The sequence below is a fragment of the Phycisphaerae bacterium genome (assembly GCA_041652575.1).
Lineage (GTDB): Bacteria > Planctomycetota > Phycisphaerae > Sedimentisphaerales > UBA12454 > UBA12454.
The window spans coordinates 23,862-41,449 of sequence record JBAZHC010000018.1; the positions used below are offsets into that span (position 1 = coordinate 23,862).

At 46.0% G+C, this 17,588-nt stretch carries 16 protein-coding genes; 9 read left to right on the forward strand and 7 right to left on the reverse strand.

Features of this window, described 5'->3' with window-relative positions; all coding sequences use genetic code 11:
- From WC496_11515 to WC496_11540, 6 genes are all read left to right on the forward strand, one after another.
- Window positions 1-528 (forward strand): HAD hydrolase family protein, encoded by a 528-nt coding sequence (locus WC496_11515; protein MFA5293643.1) that lies wholly within the window; start codon window positions 1-3, stop codon window positions 526-528.
- Window positions 495-2,666, forward strand: coding sequence for a hypothetical protein (locus tag WC496_11520; protein ID MFA5293644.1), 2,172 nt, complete (start codon window positions 495-497; stop codon window positions 2,664-2,666). Before WC496_11515 ends, WC496_11520 begins: the two co-directional genes overlap by 34 nt.
- Before the next feature lie 106 nt (window positions 2,667-2,772).
- The gene (locus WC496_11525) at window positions 2,773-3,684 is read left to right on the forward strand and encodes an electron transfer flavoprotein subunit beta/FixA family protein (GenBank protein ID MFA5293645.1); all 912 of its coding nucleotides are present in this window, start codon (window positions 2,773-2,775) and stop codon (window positions 3,682-3,684) included.
- A gap of 15 nt (window positions 3,685-3,699) precedes the next feature.
- A complete protein-coding gene (locus WC496_11530; protein MFA5293646.1) occupies window positions 3,700-4,722 on the forward strand; it encodes an electron transfer flavoprotein subunit alpha/FixB family protein in 1,023 nt (340 codons plus the stop codon).
- 3 nt (window positions 4,723-4,725) lie between these two features.
- Window positions 4,726-6,516, forward strand: a complete 1,791-nt coding sequence (locus WC496_11535; protein MFA5293647.1) for an acyl-CoA dehydrogenase family protein — start codon at window positions 4,726-4,728, stop codon at window positions 6,514-6,516.
- Between the two features lie 4 nt (window positions 6,517-6,520).
- On the forward strand, window positions 6,521-7,204 hold the full coding sequence (locus tag WC496_11540; GenBank protein MFA5293648.1) for an HAD family phosphatase: 684 nt from the start codon (window positions 6,521-6,523) through the stop codon (window positions 7,202-7,204).
- Window positions 7,205-7,210: 6 nt separating this feature from the next.
- On the opposite strand, the gene WC496_11545 is transcribed toward WC496_11540, so the two are convergent.
- The 4 genes from WC496_11545 to WC496_11560 all read right to left on the reverse strand — a co-directional run bounded on the left by WC496_11545 (window position 7,211) and on the right by WC496_11560 (window position 11,180).
- Window positions 7,211-7,783 carry a TetR/AcrR family transcriptional regulator gene (locus tag WC496_11545; GenBank protein MFA5293649.1) on the reverse strand — a complete coding sequence of 191 codons (573 nt, stop codon included), beginning with the start codon at window positions 7,781-7,783 and terminating at the stop codon, window positions 7,211-7,213.
- Window positions 7,780-8,826, reverse strand: coding sequence for a phosphotransferase (locus WC496_11550; GenBank protein ID MFA5293650.1), 1,047 nt, complete (start codon window positions 8,824-8,826; stop codon window positions 7,780-7,782). Before WC496_11550 ends, WC496_11545 begins: the two co-directional genes overlap by 4 nt.
- A gap of 81 nt (window positions 8,827-8,907) precedes the next feature.
- Complete coding sequence (locus WC496_11555; protein ID MFA5293651.1) at window positions 8,908-10,146, reverse strand: serine/threonine-protein kinase; 1,239 nt, start codon at window positions 10,144-10,146, stop codon at window positions 8,908-8,910.
- Window positions 10,147-10,163: 17 nt separating this feature from the next.
- A complete protein-coding gene (locus tag WC496_11560) occupies window positions 10,164-11,180 on the reverse strand; it encodes a radical SAM protein (protein ID MFA5293652.1) in 1,017 nt (338 codons plus the stop codon).
- Window positions 11,181-11,505: 325 nt separating this feature from the next.
- On the opposite strand from WC496_11560, the gene WC496_11565 reads away from it, so the two are divergent.
- Window positions 11,506-11,658, forward strand: coding sequence for a hypothetical protein (locus WC496_11565; protein MFA5293653.1), 153 nt, complete (start codon window positions 11,506-11,508; stop codon window positions 11,656-11,658).
- Window positions 11,659-11,662: 4 nt separating this feature from the next.
- Here WC496_11565 and WC496_11570 read toward each other — a convergent pair whose 3' ends face one another.
- The 3 genes from WC496_11570 to WC496_11580 are packed head-to-tail and all read right to left on the reverse strand — an operon-like array spanning window position 11,663 to window position 15,600.
- On the reverse strand, window positions 11,663-12,766 hold the full coding sequence (locus WC496_11570; protein MFA5293654.1) for a CvpA family protein: 1,104 nt from the start codon (window positions 12,764-12,766) through the stop codon (window positions 11,663-11,665).
- A 13-nt stretch (window positions 12,767-12,779) separates the two neighbouring features.
- Window positions 12,780-14,444, reverse strand: a complete 1,665-nt coding sequence (locus WC496_11575) for an ATPase, T2SS/T4P/T4SS family (GenBank protein ID MFA5293655.1) — start codon at window positions 14,442-14,444, stop codon at window positions 12,780-12,782.
- Window positions 14,445-14,460: 16 nt separating this feature from the next.
- Window positions 14,461-15,600, reverse strand: a complete 1,140-nt coding sequence (locus WC496_11580; GenBank protein ID MFA5293656.1) for a PilT/PilU family type 4a pilus ATPase — start codon at window positions 15,598-15,600, stop codon at window positions 14,461-14,463.
- A gap of 281 nt (window positions 15,601-15,881) precedes the next feature.
- Between WC496_11580 and WC496_11585 the strand changes: the two genes are divergently transcribed.
- Both WC496_11585 and hisS read left to right on the forward strand, forming a co-directional pair.
- Window positions 15,882-16,295, forward strand: coding sequence for a YkgJ family cysteine cluster protein (locus WC496_11585; GenBank protein ID MFA5293657.1), 414 nt, complete (start codon window positions 15,882-15,884; stop codon window positions 16,293-16,295).
- 1 nt (window position 16,296) lies between these two features.
- A complete protein-coding gene (hisS, locus tag WC496_11590) occupies window positions 16,297-17,586 on the forward strand; it encodes a histidine--tRNA ligase (protein MFA5293658.1) in 1,290 nt (429 codons plus the stop codon).
- Window positions 17,587-17,588: the final 2 nt, after the last annotated feature.

Genomic DNA, 17,588 nt, shown 5'->3' on the forward strand with positions numbered 1-17,588 from the left:
ATGACGCATATAAACAAGACGGACCTTAAACAAATAAAACTGCTGGCGATGGACGTTGACGGCGTTCTGACCGATGGGAAAATAATAATAAGCTCAGACGGTTCGGAGTCCAAGGCCTTCAATCTGCTGGACGGACACGGCATAAGAATGTGGCGAAGGGCGGGTCTGAAGGCGGCACTGATAAGCGGCAGAGAAAGCGCCGTAACAAAACAAAGAGCCAAAGAACTGGAAATCGACTTTTTATACCAGCCCTGTCAGGAGAAACTTGCCTGTTTCGAAAAGCTCCTGGCGGATTCGCAGCTTGAACCTAAAAACATTGCCTATATAGGCGATGATGTGCTCGATATCCCAATAGTAAGACGTGCCGGCTTCGGCGTCGCTGTGGCCAATGCGGTCGATGAACTTAAAAGTTGTGCCCATTATGTAACCTCAGGAACCGGCGGCAACGGAGCCGTAAGAGAGGTTGTGGAATATATTCTCAAGAACACAGGCCAGTGGACGGTACTGATGGAACGTTATCTTATTTGAAACTAATCGGCTGTATTATGATTCAGAATAGAAAATTCAAAATCTGGTTTATTTCGTTTGCCGTAGTGCTGTTTGTCTTTCTGCTCTACAGGATATTCGGTAATATCGGCATTATAAAGATATCGAAACCTGCCTATCAATCGGCAGGAAGCGATGTAAACGGGTTTGACAACGATGCCAACGCCGGGCAGGTGGGACAGGCAAGGCTCGAATATGTCGAACGGGCCCGTTTCGAAACGGTAGACCCGAAAACAAGAAAACTCAAACGTGTCGTCGGGTTCGAAAAAGTACTGCATAAAAGCGGCGATGAATGGGTGCTCGACAAGCCATATATGAACATTTTCCAGGAAAACCTCCGCTGCGATATCACCGCGGATACCGGCACAGTTGAACTTGAAAATGTCGAAGGGGCAGACCCTTCGCCCAAACAGGCAATCCTGAAAGGCAATGTTATCGTTCATGTGCTTGGACAGGGCAAACGCTCGGATAGTTATATCTATCTTAACGAGGTGGCCTTTGACAGCGACCGTTCAATGCTCTGGTCCAACAACGATGTTAATTTCGTATCGGTTGACGCGGACCTTATGGGAAAAGGTCTGGAAATAGTCTATAACAATGCCACCAACAGGCTGGAATACTTTAAGATAAAGCAAATTGAATTTTTGAACATACGAAGTCTGCCTGAAACAATCGCCGACGCAAATGACGCTTCGCCGGAAATATCGAAGACGCCTAAACAACCCAAACCTGCGGCTATTGCGGCAGTACCTTCCGAATCCGGTGCGGGCGGGGCGGCAGCCGCTGAAAAAGAGGATAACTACCAGTGCCTGTTCAGGGATAATGTAAAAATAGAATATAAAGAGGAGGTTGTTCTTGCCGATGAGATTTCCATAACGAATCTTCTCTGGTCGCAGGCACAGTCGGCGGATCAGCAGCAACAGCCGCCGCAAGCCGGCACACAAACAACCGCTTCGACGGAAACTTCGGCGGTAAAGACGGAAGAAATAAAACAATTGACACAGCAGCGGAAACCTATAGTCGCTACGGTAAAATGTGACGGGCCTATGATAATTAAACCTGTCGCATCAGGCGATTATGACGAGGTAAAGCCTGCGGAGTTCAAAGGCTTTTATCAGCTCGGCAGCGATATGTTCTACTGGCTCGGTCAGCGGAATGTACTTATCTCGCAGAAAATAAATTACGATATCGCCACCGAGACGGCCAGCGCTGAGGGAAAGGTGGAACTGGTTTTTTATCCGCAGATAAAAGCACCTAAAGGCCGCGGGAAAACGCCGTTTATTATAAGCGCAAAACAAGGGGCCCAGTTTGTCGTGCCTGACAAAGAGGCAGCGTTTTTCGGCGATGTGAAAGGCGCGTTTATCAAACAGGCGGATTTATATGACGAAGAAAATGTTTTCTACGGCAGCAAACTTGTCGCGACTCTTAACGGAGAAAAGGGCAGAGGAGACCTTATGAACTCTTCTGATATATCGCACATAACAGTATTTGGGCCGAATGTCAGGCTGGAATCGGTGAGGACGCTTGACAAAACGAAATTGAGCCATGTCAGACTCAAATCCGAAAGAATCGATTATGACCGCGCCAGTGAAGATATAATCGCCGTGGGCAAAGGCAAAATCGAATACAGCAATACCGCGAAAAATGTCAGTAAGTCTTCCGGACAGAAATCGCTCGACAAGCCGTGTTTCGCACTGGTCGAAGGGTTTACCAAACTTGTCTGGGACACAAATTCGATGCACGTAAGCGCCTCCAGCGAAAAAACAGCAGGTATTCACATCGGATATGTGCCGATTATCGAAACCGGCTACGGACCAAGAATCACAATCGATACCAGACAGGTCGATATCGATTATTTTGAACCAACGCCGGGCAATTCTCAGCTTAAGAAACTTAAGGCAGCCGGCGGAATCGTTTACTATGAGCAGGGCAGGTATGAATTCGCGGGCAAAGAACTTAATTATAACGCGGCAGAAGATTTTATGACGGTCTCAGGCACGCCGGAAATGCCGTGTATGCTGAACGGGGTATTTGCCGACGCGATAGAATATAACCTCAAGACCGGCTCGGCGAGCGCGGTCCTCGGCGGCGGGGTCGGAATTATGCCGGTCAGGGAATAATTTATCTTGTTTGTCGGCAAGAATGTTTTAAGGTTGACATATCCTCGAATTTAGCTAAACTATCCGCTCTTTAACCCATTATAAATCCTGATATAAGGAGTTCAGATTGGCTTATAATTGTGTTGTACTGATAAAACAGGTGCCCGACACCAAGAGAATCACTGTCGATGCGATGAATGACGACGGCACCGTCAATAGAGGCGCTCTGCCGGCGATTTTTAATCCGGAAGACCTTAATGCACTCGAACTGGCACTGGATATAAAAGATAAATTCGGCGGCAAAGTAACCGCAATCGCTATGGGACTGCCCGCGGCAAGCGCAGTTTTACGCGAAGCTCTCTACAGAGGCGCCGATGACGCGATACTTGTTACCGACAGACGATGCGCGGCAAGCGATACACTGGCAACGAGCTATATCCTGAGCTGTGCCGTTAAAAAAATTGATTACGATATAGTACTCTGCGGAAGACAGGCAATCGACGGCGATACCGCACAGGTAGGTCCTCAGCTTGCTGAAAAATTAAATATCCCTCAGATTACTTATGTCGAAGAACTTATCAGTCTTGAAAATCACTTGATGACCGCAAGACGAAATGTCGGCAACGGCTGGCAGGAAGTGAAATGCAAACTGCCTGTTCTGCTTACAGTTATCGACGAGGCAAACGAGCCGCGAGTGTCAGTGGCGAAAAGACTGATGAAATATAAAAAGGCCAGGACGCCTGTTGAAATTCAAATGCAGCTAAAGCAGAATAACCCTGCCGCAAATGAGACTGAATTGAAACAGCTCGTACAGGCAAAAGTGGAAGAGCTGGAGGAAAAAGGCCTGCTGATAAAACAGTGGGACCTCGATTATCTCAACGCTGATTTACAGTGGTGCGGCAGAGACGGTTCACCGACAAAAGTGCACCGTATTCAAAGCGTAGTTTTGACTGCACGCGAAAGCAAAACAGTTGAGACGAGCGAAAAGGGCATCACGGATATGATTCACGAATTAATATCAGATAAGACTATAAGTTAATTTCAGGATGATTCTATGATTTCAGTCAACCCGAAAGGGGAAGTATGGGTATTTGCCGAACAGCATGAAGGCAAACTTGAAGACATCGGCCTTGAACTGCTCGGAAGGGCAAGGATGCTCGGCGATAAGCTCGGCGTTAAAGTCGGAGCGGTTCTTATCGGCGATGAGGTCAAGGGCCTTGCGGAAAAGCTCTGCCATTACGGAGCCGATACGGTTTATGTGCTCGAACATCCGCTGCTGGAACACTACCAGGCCAACAGCTACAGCAAGGTGATATACGACCTTGTTCATAAATACGAGCCTCAGATAATGATTTACGGGGCAAGCCCCTGCGGAAGAGACCTTGCACCGCGAGTTGCAAGCGCGACAAAGGCCGGTCTTACGGCCGACTGTACCGATTTGCAGATTGGCGACCATGAGAGCAAGGATAAAGTTTATAAAAATCTTCTGCTGCAAATAAGGCCGGCGTTCGGCGGAAATATTATCGCGACGATTATAAATTACGACCGCTGGCCGCAGATGGCAACGGTTCGCGAAGGCGTTATGCCGATGCCCGACGCTATCGGCACGAGAAAAGGCAAAATCATCGTTGAAAATGTACATCTAACGCACGATGAACTGCCGCTGGAAATTCTCAGGGAACATAAACGCGAAAAGAAAGTCAATCTCAAGGCTTCGAGAATTGTCGTATCCGGCGGGGCAGGAGTCGGCAGCAAGGAAAACTTCCGGTTAATCTGGGACCTTGCCAACGCGATGGGCGCCGCACCCGGCGCTACGAGAGCGGCGGTCGATTTGGGATTTATCGACAGGGACCACCAGGTAGGACAGACCGGCACAACAGTAAGGCCGAGTTTGTATATCGCGGTCGGAATCAGCGGAGCTATTCAGCATCAGGCGGGTATGAGCGACAGTCAGAAAATTATCGCAATCAACAACGACCCGCAGGCTCCGATTTTCGATATCGCTCACTATAAAATTGTCGGCGACCTTAATGAAATCGTACCAAAGATGATAAAAGCTATAAAGGCGAGAGTTTAAAAGATGGCAAATTTCTACAAAGATAACGACGATATTCAGTTTTTGTTCAGGCATGTGGATATGGCCGGTGCCGCCAATATGATGGAAGAGGGCTTCAAGTTCGCAAAGGAATTTGATTACGCTCCGGCAGATGCCGCCGATGCAATTGAAAATTATGACCTTGTGCTTGATTCGATCGGCAAACTCAGCGGCGATTTTATTGCTCCGCGCAGCGAAGATATTGACAGGCAGGGAAGCACTCTTAACGAAGACGGCACTGTCAGTTATGCTGACGGCACAAGAGAGTCGCTCGATATGCTGGCAAAAGCCCATGTTATGGGTTCCACTCTGCCGCACAGATTCAGCGGACTGAATTTCCCAAACCTTGCTCACTCAATCTCCATCGAAATAGTTTCCCGTGCCGATGCTTCTTTAATGAATTTATTCGGTCTTCAGGGCATAGCAGAGACAATCAATGCGTTCGCATCGGAAGAAATAAAGCAGAAGTACCTGCATGATTTTGCCGCAGGAAAGGTAACCGGCGCAATGGTTCTGACCGAGCCTGACGCGGGAAGCGACCTGCAAAGCTGTAAATTGAGAGCCTTTCAGGATGACAGCGGCAACTGGTACCTGCACGGCGTAAAACGCTTTATAACCAACGGCTGCGGTGAAGTGCTGCTTGTTCTTTCGAGAAGCGAGCCGGACAGAAGCGGCGGACTTGGTTTAAGTCTGTTCGTCTGCGACAGAGGCCCGACGGTTCACGTTCGCAGAATCGAAGATAAGCTCGGCATTCACGGTTCGCCGACCTGCGAGTTGTTTTTCGACAATACGCCCTGCGAACTGATTGGCGAGAGAAAACGCGGACTCGCTCCTTATGTTATGACGCTTATGAACGGCGCAAGACTGGGCATATCAGGCCAGTCGCTCGGAATCGGCGAGGCGGCATACAGGGTCGCAAGAGATTACGCGGCGAGCAGAAAACAGTTTGGCGGTCCGATTGAGAAACTGCCGGCGGTTCGGGATATGGTTATCGATATGAAACTTGATGTCGAAACGGCAAGGGCGCTTCTTTATGAAACAAGCAGGGTAGTTGACTATGATGTAGGTTATACGAAGCAGATGGAATTTAATCCGCCCGCGGACAAAGAACAGCTTAAAAAGCTCAGAGATGTTTCAAGACGTTACGGCCGATACGCGGGAATGCTTACGCCGATGACGAAATATTTTAGTTCAGAAATGTGCAACAGGGTTGCATATAACGCGATACAGATTCTCGGCGGAAGCGGATTTATGCGGGATTATCCCTGCGAAAGATTCGCAAGGGACGCGAGAATCACGACAATATACGAAGGCACGAGCCAGTTGCAGGTTGTCGCGGCTGTTCGGGGCGTATGCAGCGGAACAGCGGAAAAGTATATCGAGGAACTCGCGGCTGGACATTATGAGCCGCAGGTTAAGGATCTGCTCGATATTCTCAAAAAGAATACAGAACTTCTGCTTAAAGCGGCGGCTTTTGCAAAGGAAACCGGCGTTGATTATATGGACCTTTACGGCAGAGGACTTGTGGATTCGGCGATTTGTATTATCTGCGGGTATCTGTTCTGCGGACAGGCAAGCAGTAAGGTCGATATGCAGACCGATACGGCAGGCGGCGAAAAAATGAGTATGAAAAAGAGAAAAGAAATACTCGCGCGCAGATATATCACCAGGAACACTCCGATGATAAAAGCTATTGTCGAAAATATCTTCGGCGGCGACAGATCGACGTTCGAACAGTACGAGACTCTGGCAGGTCCGGTGCCACAGGAGAAATAACAGCGTGCTAAAGGCTGTAATATTTGATTTTGACGGAGTGATTTCGGATTCCGAGCCGTGCCATTTGGCGGCTACGAACAAAGTTCTGGCTGACTTTGGCATCCAGCTCAGCAAGGAGGAGTATTATTCCGAATATCTGGGCTTTACCGACTGCGAAATGTTCGAGGCTATTAAAGAACGGTACAAAACCGATTACAATGAAATTCCCATAAAACAGCTTATCGAGCGAAAAGGGATGTTTTTCGAGGAAGTTATCCGGCAAACCGACCACCTGTTTGACGGCATACCGGAACTGATAAAGAAAATTAAAAGCAGCGGCATAAATGTCGGCATATACTCGGGCGCACTGTCGGGCGATATAGAACTAATGCTCAAAGATTCGGGACTGGGGGATTGTTTCGATATTATAATTACAGCCGACGATGTTGAAAAAGGCAAGCCCGACCCGGAAGGTTATCTGCTGGCTCTTGAAGAACTGAATACTATCTCCAAAACTCCGATTACGGCGAAAGAGTGTGTGGTTATCGAAGATTCGCACTGGGGAATCGTTGCCGCCAAAAAGGCCGGTATGAAAGTGGCCGCTGTAACCAATAGTTATCCCGCCGAAGAACTGGGAAACGCGGATGTGATAGTTGATTCCGTCGAGCAGCTTAATATCAGCGATTTGCAGAAACTGTGCTCTGATTAAAACGGGCTATAATTTTCCAACGATGTAATCGATAATTTCGCCGTCCGAATTGCTGTCAAAAACAGTTTTTGTCCAGATATTCCCAATCAGTATGCTCATAATAAAATCAACCTGCTGCTGAACTGAAAACTTTTTTCCTGTCAGGTTCAAATTTCTGCATTGAGTTATCAATTCGCGGTATTGGCCTATATACCATTTCCAGAAGTCGTCCAGTTTTTGTTTTATCGGGGACTGCAAAAGATGAGCCTGTGTGCTGATGTGCAGTATGAGTTTGCAGTTTACCCACCGGCCGGAACAATTCAATTCGAGGATTTTCTTAATTGCGGTTTTCAGCTTTTCAAGTGGGTCGATATCCTTCGGCAGAGACTCGAAGATATTCTGATAATCCTTTTTTACGTCATCTATTATTTCTGTGCAAATGGCCTCTTTGCTTTTGAAGTAATGATAAAACGCGCCTTTTGTCACGCCGGCGGCGGTGATTATATCGTCGATAGTCGCTTCGCTGTAGCCGTGAGTGCTGAAGAGATTTTTCGCGGCGGCGATAATTTTCTGTCTCGTAGTTATTTTATCGGCGGTCATTTCGGTAAATCCTGCAGTGAATTTTCTATTGCCTCGGCCAGGGCCTGCCTGTTTTTGTCGAGCCAGAGGCATTTGCGGTGAATCATCTTCAGGAAATCGGCTCCTGAAAAATTCACAAAGAATCCTGTTGCCGCTATCGGCAGAACCGCTTCGGCGATAAGTGTTTCAATCATCAAATCCGGCAGTGTTTTAAGCTGTTTTTCATCGAGCATATTTACCCGGCAATAGCCGTAAATAAATCCGGCGAACATTTCTCGATCGAGATGGTCGGGCCATTCGGCAGGGTCTGGTTTTCCGCCGATAATTGAAAACTGCAGTGCTCCGTTTGCGATGTCGGTTATCACCGGGGCAATCTTAAGCGAATCAAAATCAAGAACAGCAATAATTTTCCCGCCGGCAAAAAGCATATTTCCCGGATGCCAGTCGCCGTGAACAATCTGGCCTGCCCAGTCGTCAAAGCCAAGCTGATTTACGTTTATGCTCGAATTGTTATACATCGTCATCAGCGATTCCACTATTCTACGGAGGCTTTGTTCCACGTGGCCGTGTTTTTCTGAGCTGATTTTTTTCAGATGCTCCCTTACGGACCGGCAGTTATGAAAACTTCCTTTATGCGGCATCGGCTGATATGAAAAATCCCGCAAAAAGCCGTGAAACCCGGCGAGAACAGAGCCGGCGTCGATAACCGATTCGCTGCTGCCGTCAAAACGGACTCCGTTTGCGAATTCAAAAAGCTCATAGAGGTGATTGTCCAACTCAAGAAATGTGTTATTCGCATTCCGTACAGGCACAAGCTTTGAGACGGGGAAGTTTTTTTCGTTAAGATGATTCTGCACGGCATGGGCGAACTCGACACGGAGACGGTCCTCTTTGCCTTTTGCGCGTCTTTTGAGCAGGTATCTGCCGGTATCGGAGATAATAATCTGCTTTGGAGCGCGCTTATTGCCGCCTATGAGCGGTTTTATCTGCTGGATAATACCGATGTCATAACGGCTCAATACGAGAGCAAGCTCCTGCGATGTGAGAGCGGCTCCTTTTGGCATAAAAACTCCGTAAACTACCATTAAATCAATAATATAATGAACTTAAAATGCTTATTAGTCAATGTAAATTGCAGGAGGAAATTATTTTGAGGCGAAAAGGAAGATTACGAGCAGAACGAGGACGGCTATAACGGAACTGAGAATAACTATCAGCACCCTGTACCTGCTTACGGTGTCGTCCTGATAAGTGCGCTGTGCTTCAGGTTCGATCGGCTGTCCCTGCTGGAGCTGCTGGAGGTCGCCGAGTTTGAATTTTTTCCACGCCCTCAAAGGCGGTTCTCCCATTCGAACGGCTTCAAGGTCAATCAGAAGTTCCTCGGCAGAAGCATATCTATCCTGTTTTTTCTTCGCCATCATCATTTCAATAACTTCCGATACTCCTGCCGAAAGCGTTGTATTGATATGGTCGGGCGGAATAAGCGGTTCCTTTAAATGCTTTCTCATCACCTCCGAAGGGGTCGAGGCTTCAAACGGAACTCTTCCTGTTACCATGTGGTAGAAGGTCGCACCGAGTGAATAAATATCGCAGCGGCCATCGATGTCGATTTCACCTCTTATCTGCTCAGGCGAAATATAATAAGGTGTGCCGAACGCCTTTCCCTCTTCGCTTTTGGCCATCTCTATGTCGGCTGCATCCCTGGCAAGACCAAGGTCTGCCAGCTTTACAGTTCCGGCGGAGTTAATCATTACGTTTTTCGGTTTTACGTCCCTGTGAATCAACCCTTTTGAATGGGCGTGCGCAAGAGCGCTGGCAACCTGTTTTGTAATTACTATCGCTTCCTCTTCGGAAAATATTTTGCCTTTCGAAAGGTCCTCATAAAGAGTTTTGCCTTCAACATATTCCATAACGAAGTAGTGATAGCCGCCGGCTTCGCCTACATCGTAAGCCCCAACGATATTATTGTGATTTAATTTGGCCGCGGCCTTGCCTTCTTTGTAGAACCTCTGGACGTAATCGGGATTTTCACTGAACCTGCGGGGCAGAATTTTTATGGCTACTATCCTGTCCAGGCTAAGCTGTTTCGCCTTATAAACAATGGCCATCGCACCGGCGCCGAGTTTGCCGAGAATTTTATAGCCGGGAATCTGTTCAGCAACGTCCTTGCCTTCCTTGGTGCCGTCTTTAGCGGATTGTTTTAACCTTTTCGCCTGGTTTGGAGTGATAAAACGATTGGATATTAAAAGCTGTTCAAGCGTAGCGGGACTGTCCTTGGGCCTGTCCCTGAGCTGCTTTTTGCAATGGGATAGTTCTTCCTCGGTGCAATAGCCCTGGTCAAGAACCAGCTTCCCAAAAATAGTATCATAATTCGTTTCGCTCATTACACTTCCGCATCATGCTATGTATAGCAATCTTTTGGGCCAATTATCGGCCTGTCTAAACCTTTGTCAAAGAAAAATTGCCGTAAAGCCGTACATAAATGGCACTTACCAACATATAATCGGCTTTTTTCGTACCCATGTTTAGTTGCTTCTTCGAGGAGTCCGGCAGGGCCTTTGTTAAATAATACGCTTAAAAAGTTCTTTTTGGTCGGATTAAAACCCCGCCAAACTTCATCCAGAGGTTTTTCGTTGATATTTCCAATGATTATTCCGCTGCATACTCCGCTGAAAACATTTCCATAAGGGTCGATATGAATGCCTTTGGCGGTAAGAAATGAGTTTTGACAGGTTTGTTCGGAAATTTCTTTAACATCTTTATTGGCAAGTAGTTGTGTGAGTTTATCAGCGGCCCGGCCAGTGAAGCGGCAGGGGTGGTCTTTGATGGAATTTACAAAAACAACAGTTTTTTCTTCTTCCGACATGTCCCTGACGGATAAGTTTTTTTGGAGATATTCCTGCCAGCGGACAAGGACCCTTTCGGTGCCGAGGACTTCGGCGGCAGTTTCGGCCAGGAGTTTTACTTTTTGATATTCGACAAATTCAGCGTGAAACGGGTCGTAGCTTATTTTTAGTTTTTTGACATTGTGCGTATCGAGGAATTTGAGCTTGTCGACGATGTCAGTTTTTTTGTCCGCCCAGAAGCCGTTGGTTTCTATCATTCCAACATTGCCCAGTCCAAGTTTAGTTCCATTTTCAAGCAGGTCGGCAAGAGAGTCCCAGTACAAAAACGGTTCGCCGCCTGTGATATGTATTTTAGCGGAATCGCCCGCAAGAGCTTTTAAACCCTGCCATGCATTTAAAGCAGTTTCAAGGCTCATAAGTCCATTTTTGTCGGGTCCGCATTTATAATAGCAAAAGGCACATTCGGCAGTGCATTTGTAAGTCAGCATTAGTCCGAGCGATGTCCAGAGTTTGAGCTTCGGCATATCTGGGCCTAAAGCCTGATTATACGCATTGTCGGTAATTTTAAGCATAAGGCACTTGTGTTAAATATGTTCAAGTGTCCCGGGGGCAGTAGAATAAAATGATGAAAATATAAAAATAATTGCAAAAAAAATATAAAGCCTTGTTGCCCGCCGAAGCCGTTTTTATAGGACACGTACTTATGATACAAACAGGTTTGGAAAGTGCAACTATATAATGTAAAAATTTATACCCCCGGCCGATATGTAGTAGCCTCCTGGGAATCGCAGTTATAGGCCGTCAACATTGTGTCATTTAAGGCTTTAAAGAAAAAATGCCCTTTGTTCCGATATTTTAATTATCTAAATGATGGTTTTACTATTTGGAGATGTAAAAATGAGTAAGCGGGAAATAATTGATTTTATCTGCCAGATTAACAGAAGCGCAAAACCCGAGTTTCTTGCTCGTTTTTCTGTCTCGGACCTGAGCAGCTATCTTGACAACCTTATGGAGGCCGATACGAGGGAGCTGCAGCTTGTAGAAGCTTAACCGGCTATGGGGCGGAAGTCGTCGTTGCTGAGGGGGTATTTTCTTTCTCTTCACGCAGAAGTTTTACAACAGGAGCAACCGCATTAAGCTTAAACTGCAGCATTACAGGTACAGAATCGGCAGGTATATAAAAGACAAAATCAAACCATTTAGTGCCGCCCGAAAACTCCGCCAGGTTTAATTTAATCTCGTCATTAAGATTTTTGCGGTCAACTATATTGTCCCTTCTAATAAAACCAACCGGCCAGACTACGGTACTGCTGCCGTCGAGATTGTCGGCAGAATCGGCAGTTTTGCATAATAGTCTGACCTGTGCCAGAGTAAAAGCTCCCTTATTGTCTTCAGTAAAGGCGCCGCCTTCCTTTATTGTTCTGCTGTCTATTCCGGCCTGAACAATAACAGCCGTTGTTCCCGATTTTGGACTCAATGGCTGATTGTCAGAGGCGGATATAAGTCCGGCAGGGGCAAGGCGTGCGGATTTTACTGTAACAGCTTCTGAGCCTGCAATAATTGAATTGCCTGCTTCCTGTCTGATGCGATTAAGGTACAATTCATTCAGCAGTTCCGGATGAAAAGTCGCCAGACTTTTTTTGCCGCCCATAGAACCGCGGCTCAGCCAACTGGAGAAACCTGTAATAAAACCGTCAGCATTCAAAATCAGTGTTTTTTCAGGCTCTGTCGGATTGATATTTTTATTATCTGCGGCAAAACGTTCATAAGGCCACTTTGTGCCTATGGGCATCATCGCGGCGGCCGTAAGGATAACCCCTGCGATAGCCAGGCCTGAAAATACCGCGATAACAGACCTGATAGCCTTGTCCTGTAAGTCGCCTATATATAAATCTGCGAGCATTAATTTGTCTGTCAGAGTGTTCAATAATACAGAAATAACGATAAAAATGATAAGGAAGCTGCCGCCGAAAATCCATTCGCCGCCATAACCATAACCAGCTATCAGCCGTCCTGCGGTCTCAAAGAAGGCAAAGGCGACAGATGAGGCTACGATGGTGTTTATAAAAAGCAAGAATGATTTTAAAATCGTACCTTTGAGATAAATAAACCCAACGGTTATAAGTATTACCACAATTACAGCAAGTTCTGCTATCATTTTTTCTCCGTTTTTAGTTTTTTGGAGGCGTTGTTTTTTTAGAATTATCCTGGGGCCCTGAAAGGATTCTGATGACTTCATTTATGGAAGTCACCCCATCCGCAACTTTTCTTATGGCCTGTTCCTGCAGGTAAAGCATTCTTGCACGCCTGAGAATAGTGCCGATATCGCCGGAGCTCTTTGCCTGCTTCAAGAGCTGCTTTGTTTCTTTGTCGAGAACGATCGCCTCTAATATGGCTGTTCTGCCGTAGAAGCCCGTGCCCTGGCAGTGCTGGCATATAATAGGTTTACCGCGTTTGTTATACTGAATCTCGCCATTCCGGTAGAACGCCTTGATTTTATCGGCAGGAATATTGTGTTTGCGAAGCAGTTCCTTATTTGGTTCATAAGGCTGACGGCACTGCTCGCATAGTTTTCTGACAAGTCTCTGGTTACTTAATCCTATAAGGCTGTCGATGGCCAGTTCTCTGTCAGCAACTAAATTAATCCATTTGCTTATCGATTCGATTACACTTGCCGCCTCGAATGTTATATAGGCTATTTTATTATCTTTTGCTGCCGCGCATGCAAGTTTTGCGATATCCTTGTCCTCGGCGTGTTCGACACCTACGATATCCGGACCAGTTCGCAGCATTATATGAAACCTTTTAGCGTAAGTGGTTGTGCCGGTGTCGCCAAGAGTGTAAACATTCTGCGTAACATTCGGGACTTCTCCTGCCGGCTGTTTTTCGAGCAGGTTGATATTATTTAAAAACGGGTCATGATTGCGGATAAGCGAATAAAAGGTCGTAGTTACGCCGCTTTTTTTCGGCCCCGATATGATAAATATACCTTTGGGACCCTGGGCAATGCCCTTCAGCATCTCTAACTGCTCAGGCATCAATCCGAGATCAGGCAGCATTTTGAAACTATATTCGGCCACAAATTTGAGTTTTACCTGCTCTCCTGCGGTTGTGCCTGCCGTAGTAACTTCCCATCCGAAAGGTTTGCCGTCTTTTTGAGCAACAAATCTGCCTGTCTGCGGCTTGCGATGTTCCTCAATATCAAGGTCGGCAAGATTTTTTAAATAACGGATGAAAAACTCGACTTCTTCCTTGTTTCTCGGATTTTGTTTTTCGACTACGCCGTCGATGGCATACAAAATATTATACTGCTGGTCGGCGGGCGTAAGCGAGATATATTCCGCTCTTCGCCGTATTGCATCATCGAAAAACTCCTGCGAGGTTTTGTAGCCGAAGAATTCCGGCGTTTTCGGCATCGGGACCGGAGCTTTATTTTTGTTGGCAGTGACAAAGACAATACCTTTTGTGATTTTTTCAAGCTGCTTCTGTTCGTCCACAAAAAGACTCTTGATGTGTTCTTTGGTAAGCACCTTTCGGTACTCATCGACAATACTGTTGCGGTGCATAATATATATTACCGCGGTTGTGCCGATTGCGATTATGTACATCAGCAGGCCGATTATGAAAATCGGTATCACAAGCCAGATAATAAGGCCTGCGGCGCCTGCCGCTAAAATAGCCGTAGACCATTTTTGTACGTTTGTTCTGACCTTTACGGCATCGGCATTTGTCCATTTCAACAGAGGCAGCCATGCAAAAAGTCCAAGTAGAAAAACAACCAGTTTTACAGGCGAGATATAAAACCCCATCTGTATTATTGCTGTAATTGTAGGCATCTATAGCTCCAGCTTATTAGAGAACACCAGTCGAACTTGATCTTATTCCTTTAAGAGCCATTTTAAGCTCGTCAATATTTGGCGCGTATTGGAGTGCGATTTTCATATCGATCCAATCGCCCTCAACAAGCAAATGCAGACTTTCGGTTAAGTCCTGCATTCCTTCCTTCTGACAACTTTTAATAACACCGTCGAGCGAGTTTTCTCGTTTTTCAAGAATCAGTTTTTTGACGATGGGGTTTGAAATAAGTATTTCAACTGCCGGCACTCTTGGCACATCTTTTTTAATTCCCGGCAAAAGCATCTGGTTTATAATACCCTTAAAGGTTGTCGCAAAAGTCTGCCTTGCAAGGTCGCGTTCTTCCGGCGGATACAAATCGAGAATTCTTTGTATAGTTTGTGCCGCACTTGCGGAAAGTATAGTCCCGAAAACAAGATGGCCTGTCTCTGCGGCTCTCATGGCCGCGGAAAAGGTTTTCTGGTCTTTCATTTCGCTAATCATTACCACGTCCGGGTCCTGCCTTGTTAATGACCTCAGTGCATCTTCGATGTCAGTTACGTCAATGCCGACTTCCCTTTGCGAAACGATAGCTTTTTTATCTGTATAAATGAATTCAAGAGGGTCTTCGATAGTGAGAATATGGCAGGGACGGGTGTGGTTAATATGGTCAAGCATAGCGGCAAGCGTCGTACTTTTTCCGCAACCGGCCGAGCCTGTTACGAGAATAAGTCCTTCGTAAGATGTATCGGCAATGGTTTTAACCATAGGCGGCAAATGCAGCGAGTCGAAAGCCGGTATCTGTGATGTGATTTTTCTTGCGGAAAGACTGAGTTTGGTCCTTTGCCTGAATATGTTAACCCGGAATCTATCTATTGGACCGGCCTCGTAAACAAAGTCGAGAGTGCCGTTTTCCATGAAAAATTGTTTTTGTTTCTCTGTTAAGATTTCGAAGACAAGCTTTTCAAGTTTATCTTCTGTAAAAGGCTCCGCAGTTGTGCCTTTTATGTCCTCATTGATACGCAACTTGGGAGGCTGGCCGACTTTTAGATGCAAATCACTGGCTTTTGCCTTAATGGCAAGCTTGAAATACTTGTTAATCTCTGGTTCTACTTCAAAATGTACATGACTGTCAATCGGTTGTTTTTTTTCAGACATTCTACACTCCGGTTATAACCAATTGTAATACAAGTGGTTATGGTAACCAATATCTGCGGTCTAAGGCCCGCCGCAAAGGCTCAGGCTGATTTGAATATTATATTCTACGAATAGTATAAGTTGTTGTCAATATGGATGTTGGGCTTTTTTAGCGAACCTGCCGATTTTGGCGTATCTGCGTTAAATTATTGTCAGCATAGAGTTTGTTGACGATACCGGGAAATTGCCCTATAATTGCACCTCTGTTTTTGTAAACGATTTAACAACTTAGGGAAAGAACAATGGCTAAGAAAAAGAAAGTAAAAAAGGCTTTATGTCATAAATGTGCCGGCCTGTGCTGCAGATATGTGGCGCTGCCGATTGAAACGCCCACTGAAAAAGGCGATTTTGACGATATCCGATGGTATCTTACGCATAAACACGTTTCTGTATTTGTGGAAAAGAAAAGCTGGTATATAAGCATAGAAAATAAATGCAGATATCTATCGGCTAAAGACCATCGCTGTAGAATATACGATAAAAGGCCGCGAATCTGCCGAGGGTATAAGAACATCGATTGCGAATTCAGCCAAAATGAGTACAATTACGACCTGCATTTTACCAATGACAGGGAGATGGAAGAATATATAAAAATAAAATTCGATAATAATAAGACCAACCGATTGTCTAAAGTTAAACGATTAAGAAGTAAATAAAATGAAGATACAGGCAGTAAAAGGCACAAGAGATTTTTATCCTGAAGATATGGCCAGGAGAAATTTTATCATCGACGGCTGGAAAAAGGCGTCGATTCGCAATGGCTTTGCGGAATTCGACGGGCCGATTTTCGAGTACCTCGCAATGTATCAGCTAAAAAGCGGCGATGAAATCTCATCGCAGCTTTTCGCGTTCGAAGACAGAGGCGAAAGAATGCTGGCGATTCGGCCGGAAATTACGCCGACGCTTGCGCGAATGGTCAATCAGAGAATTAACGCTCTGCCAAGGCCTATAAAGTGGTTTTCAGTTCCGAGACTGTGCAGGGCTGAACGGCCGCAAAAGGGCAGGCTTAGAGAATTTTTCCAGTGGAATATCGACATCATAGGCGTTGACGATTGTCTTGCGGATGCGGAAGTGATTTTCTGCGCGGTCGATTATCTTGGGCAGACAGGCCTTACGAGCAATGATGTGGTTGTAAGGATTTCGAGCAGGAGACTTATAGCCGCGATGCTCGAATATTTCGGGATAGAAAAGACACAGCTTGAAAAAGTTTATGCCGCGCTGGACAAGAAAAGCAAAGTGCCAGCGGAAACCTTCGAGAAAATGCTCGAAGAGACAATTACCGATGCCGAAAAAAGACAAAAAGTGCAGAACCTTATGGCGGTTAGCTCTTTAAAGCAGCTTGAAGATTTCGCAGGCAATGATGCAAAATCGAAAGAAGCGGTTGATGAACTGAACCGGCTGTTCGATTATCTTAATATTATGGGGATAACGGAATTTTGCAAATTCGATATAGGCATCGTCAGAGGACTTGCGTATTATACCGGCATAGTTTTCGAGATTTACGATAAGTCGGAACAGTTGCGGGCGATTTGCGGCGGCGGAAGATATGATAATCTGCTTGCGGATTTCGGCGGACCAAAAATAAGCGCTACCGGTATGGGTATGGGCGATTGCGTACTTGGTATAGTACTTGAAGAAAGAGGACTTTTTAAGAACATCGGCGAAAATAATAAAGTCGATTACTTTGTCGTTTATGCAGAAGATACTTTGCAGAACGAAGCAATCGGAATTGTCGCTAAGTTGCGGCAGGGGGGCAAAGTAACAGATTTCAGCTATAAAGGCGGTTCGCTGGGCAAACAGTTGAAACAGGCGTCGGCGCAGTCGGCGGCGAAATGTGTAATCATCGGGCAGGAATTTACGCAGAAAGGCGAAATCATAATTAAGGACATGAACAGCGGCAATCAGCAAAACATGTCTGCGAACGATTTTTTCAACCAGCTCGGATAGTT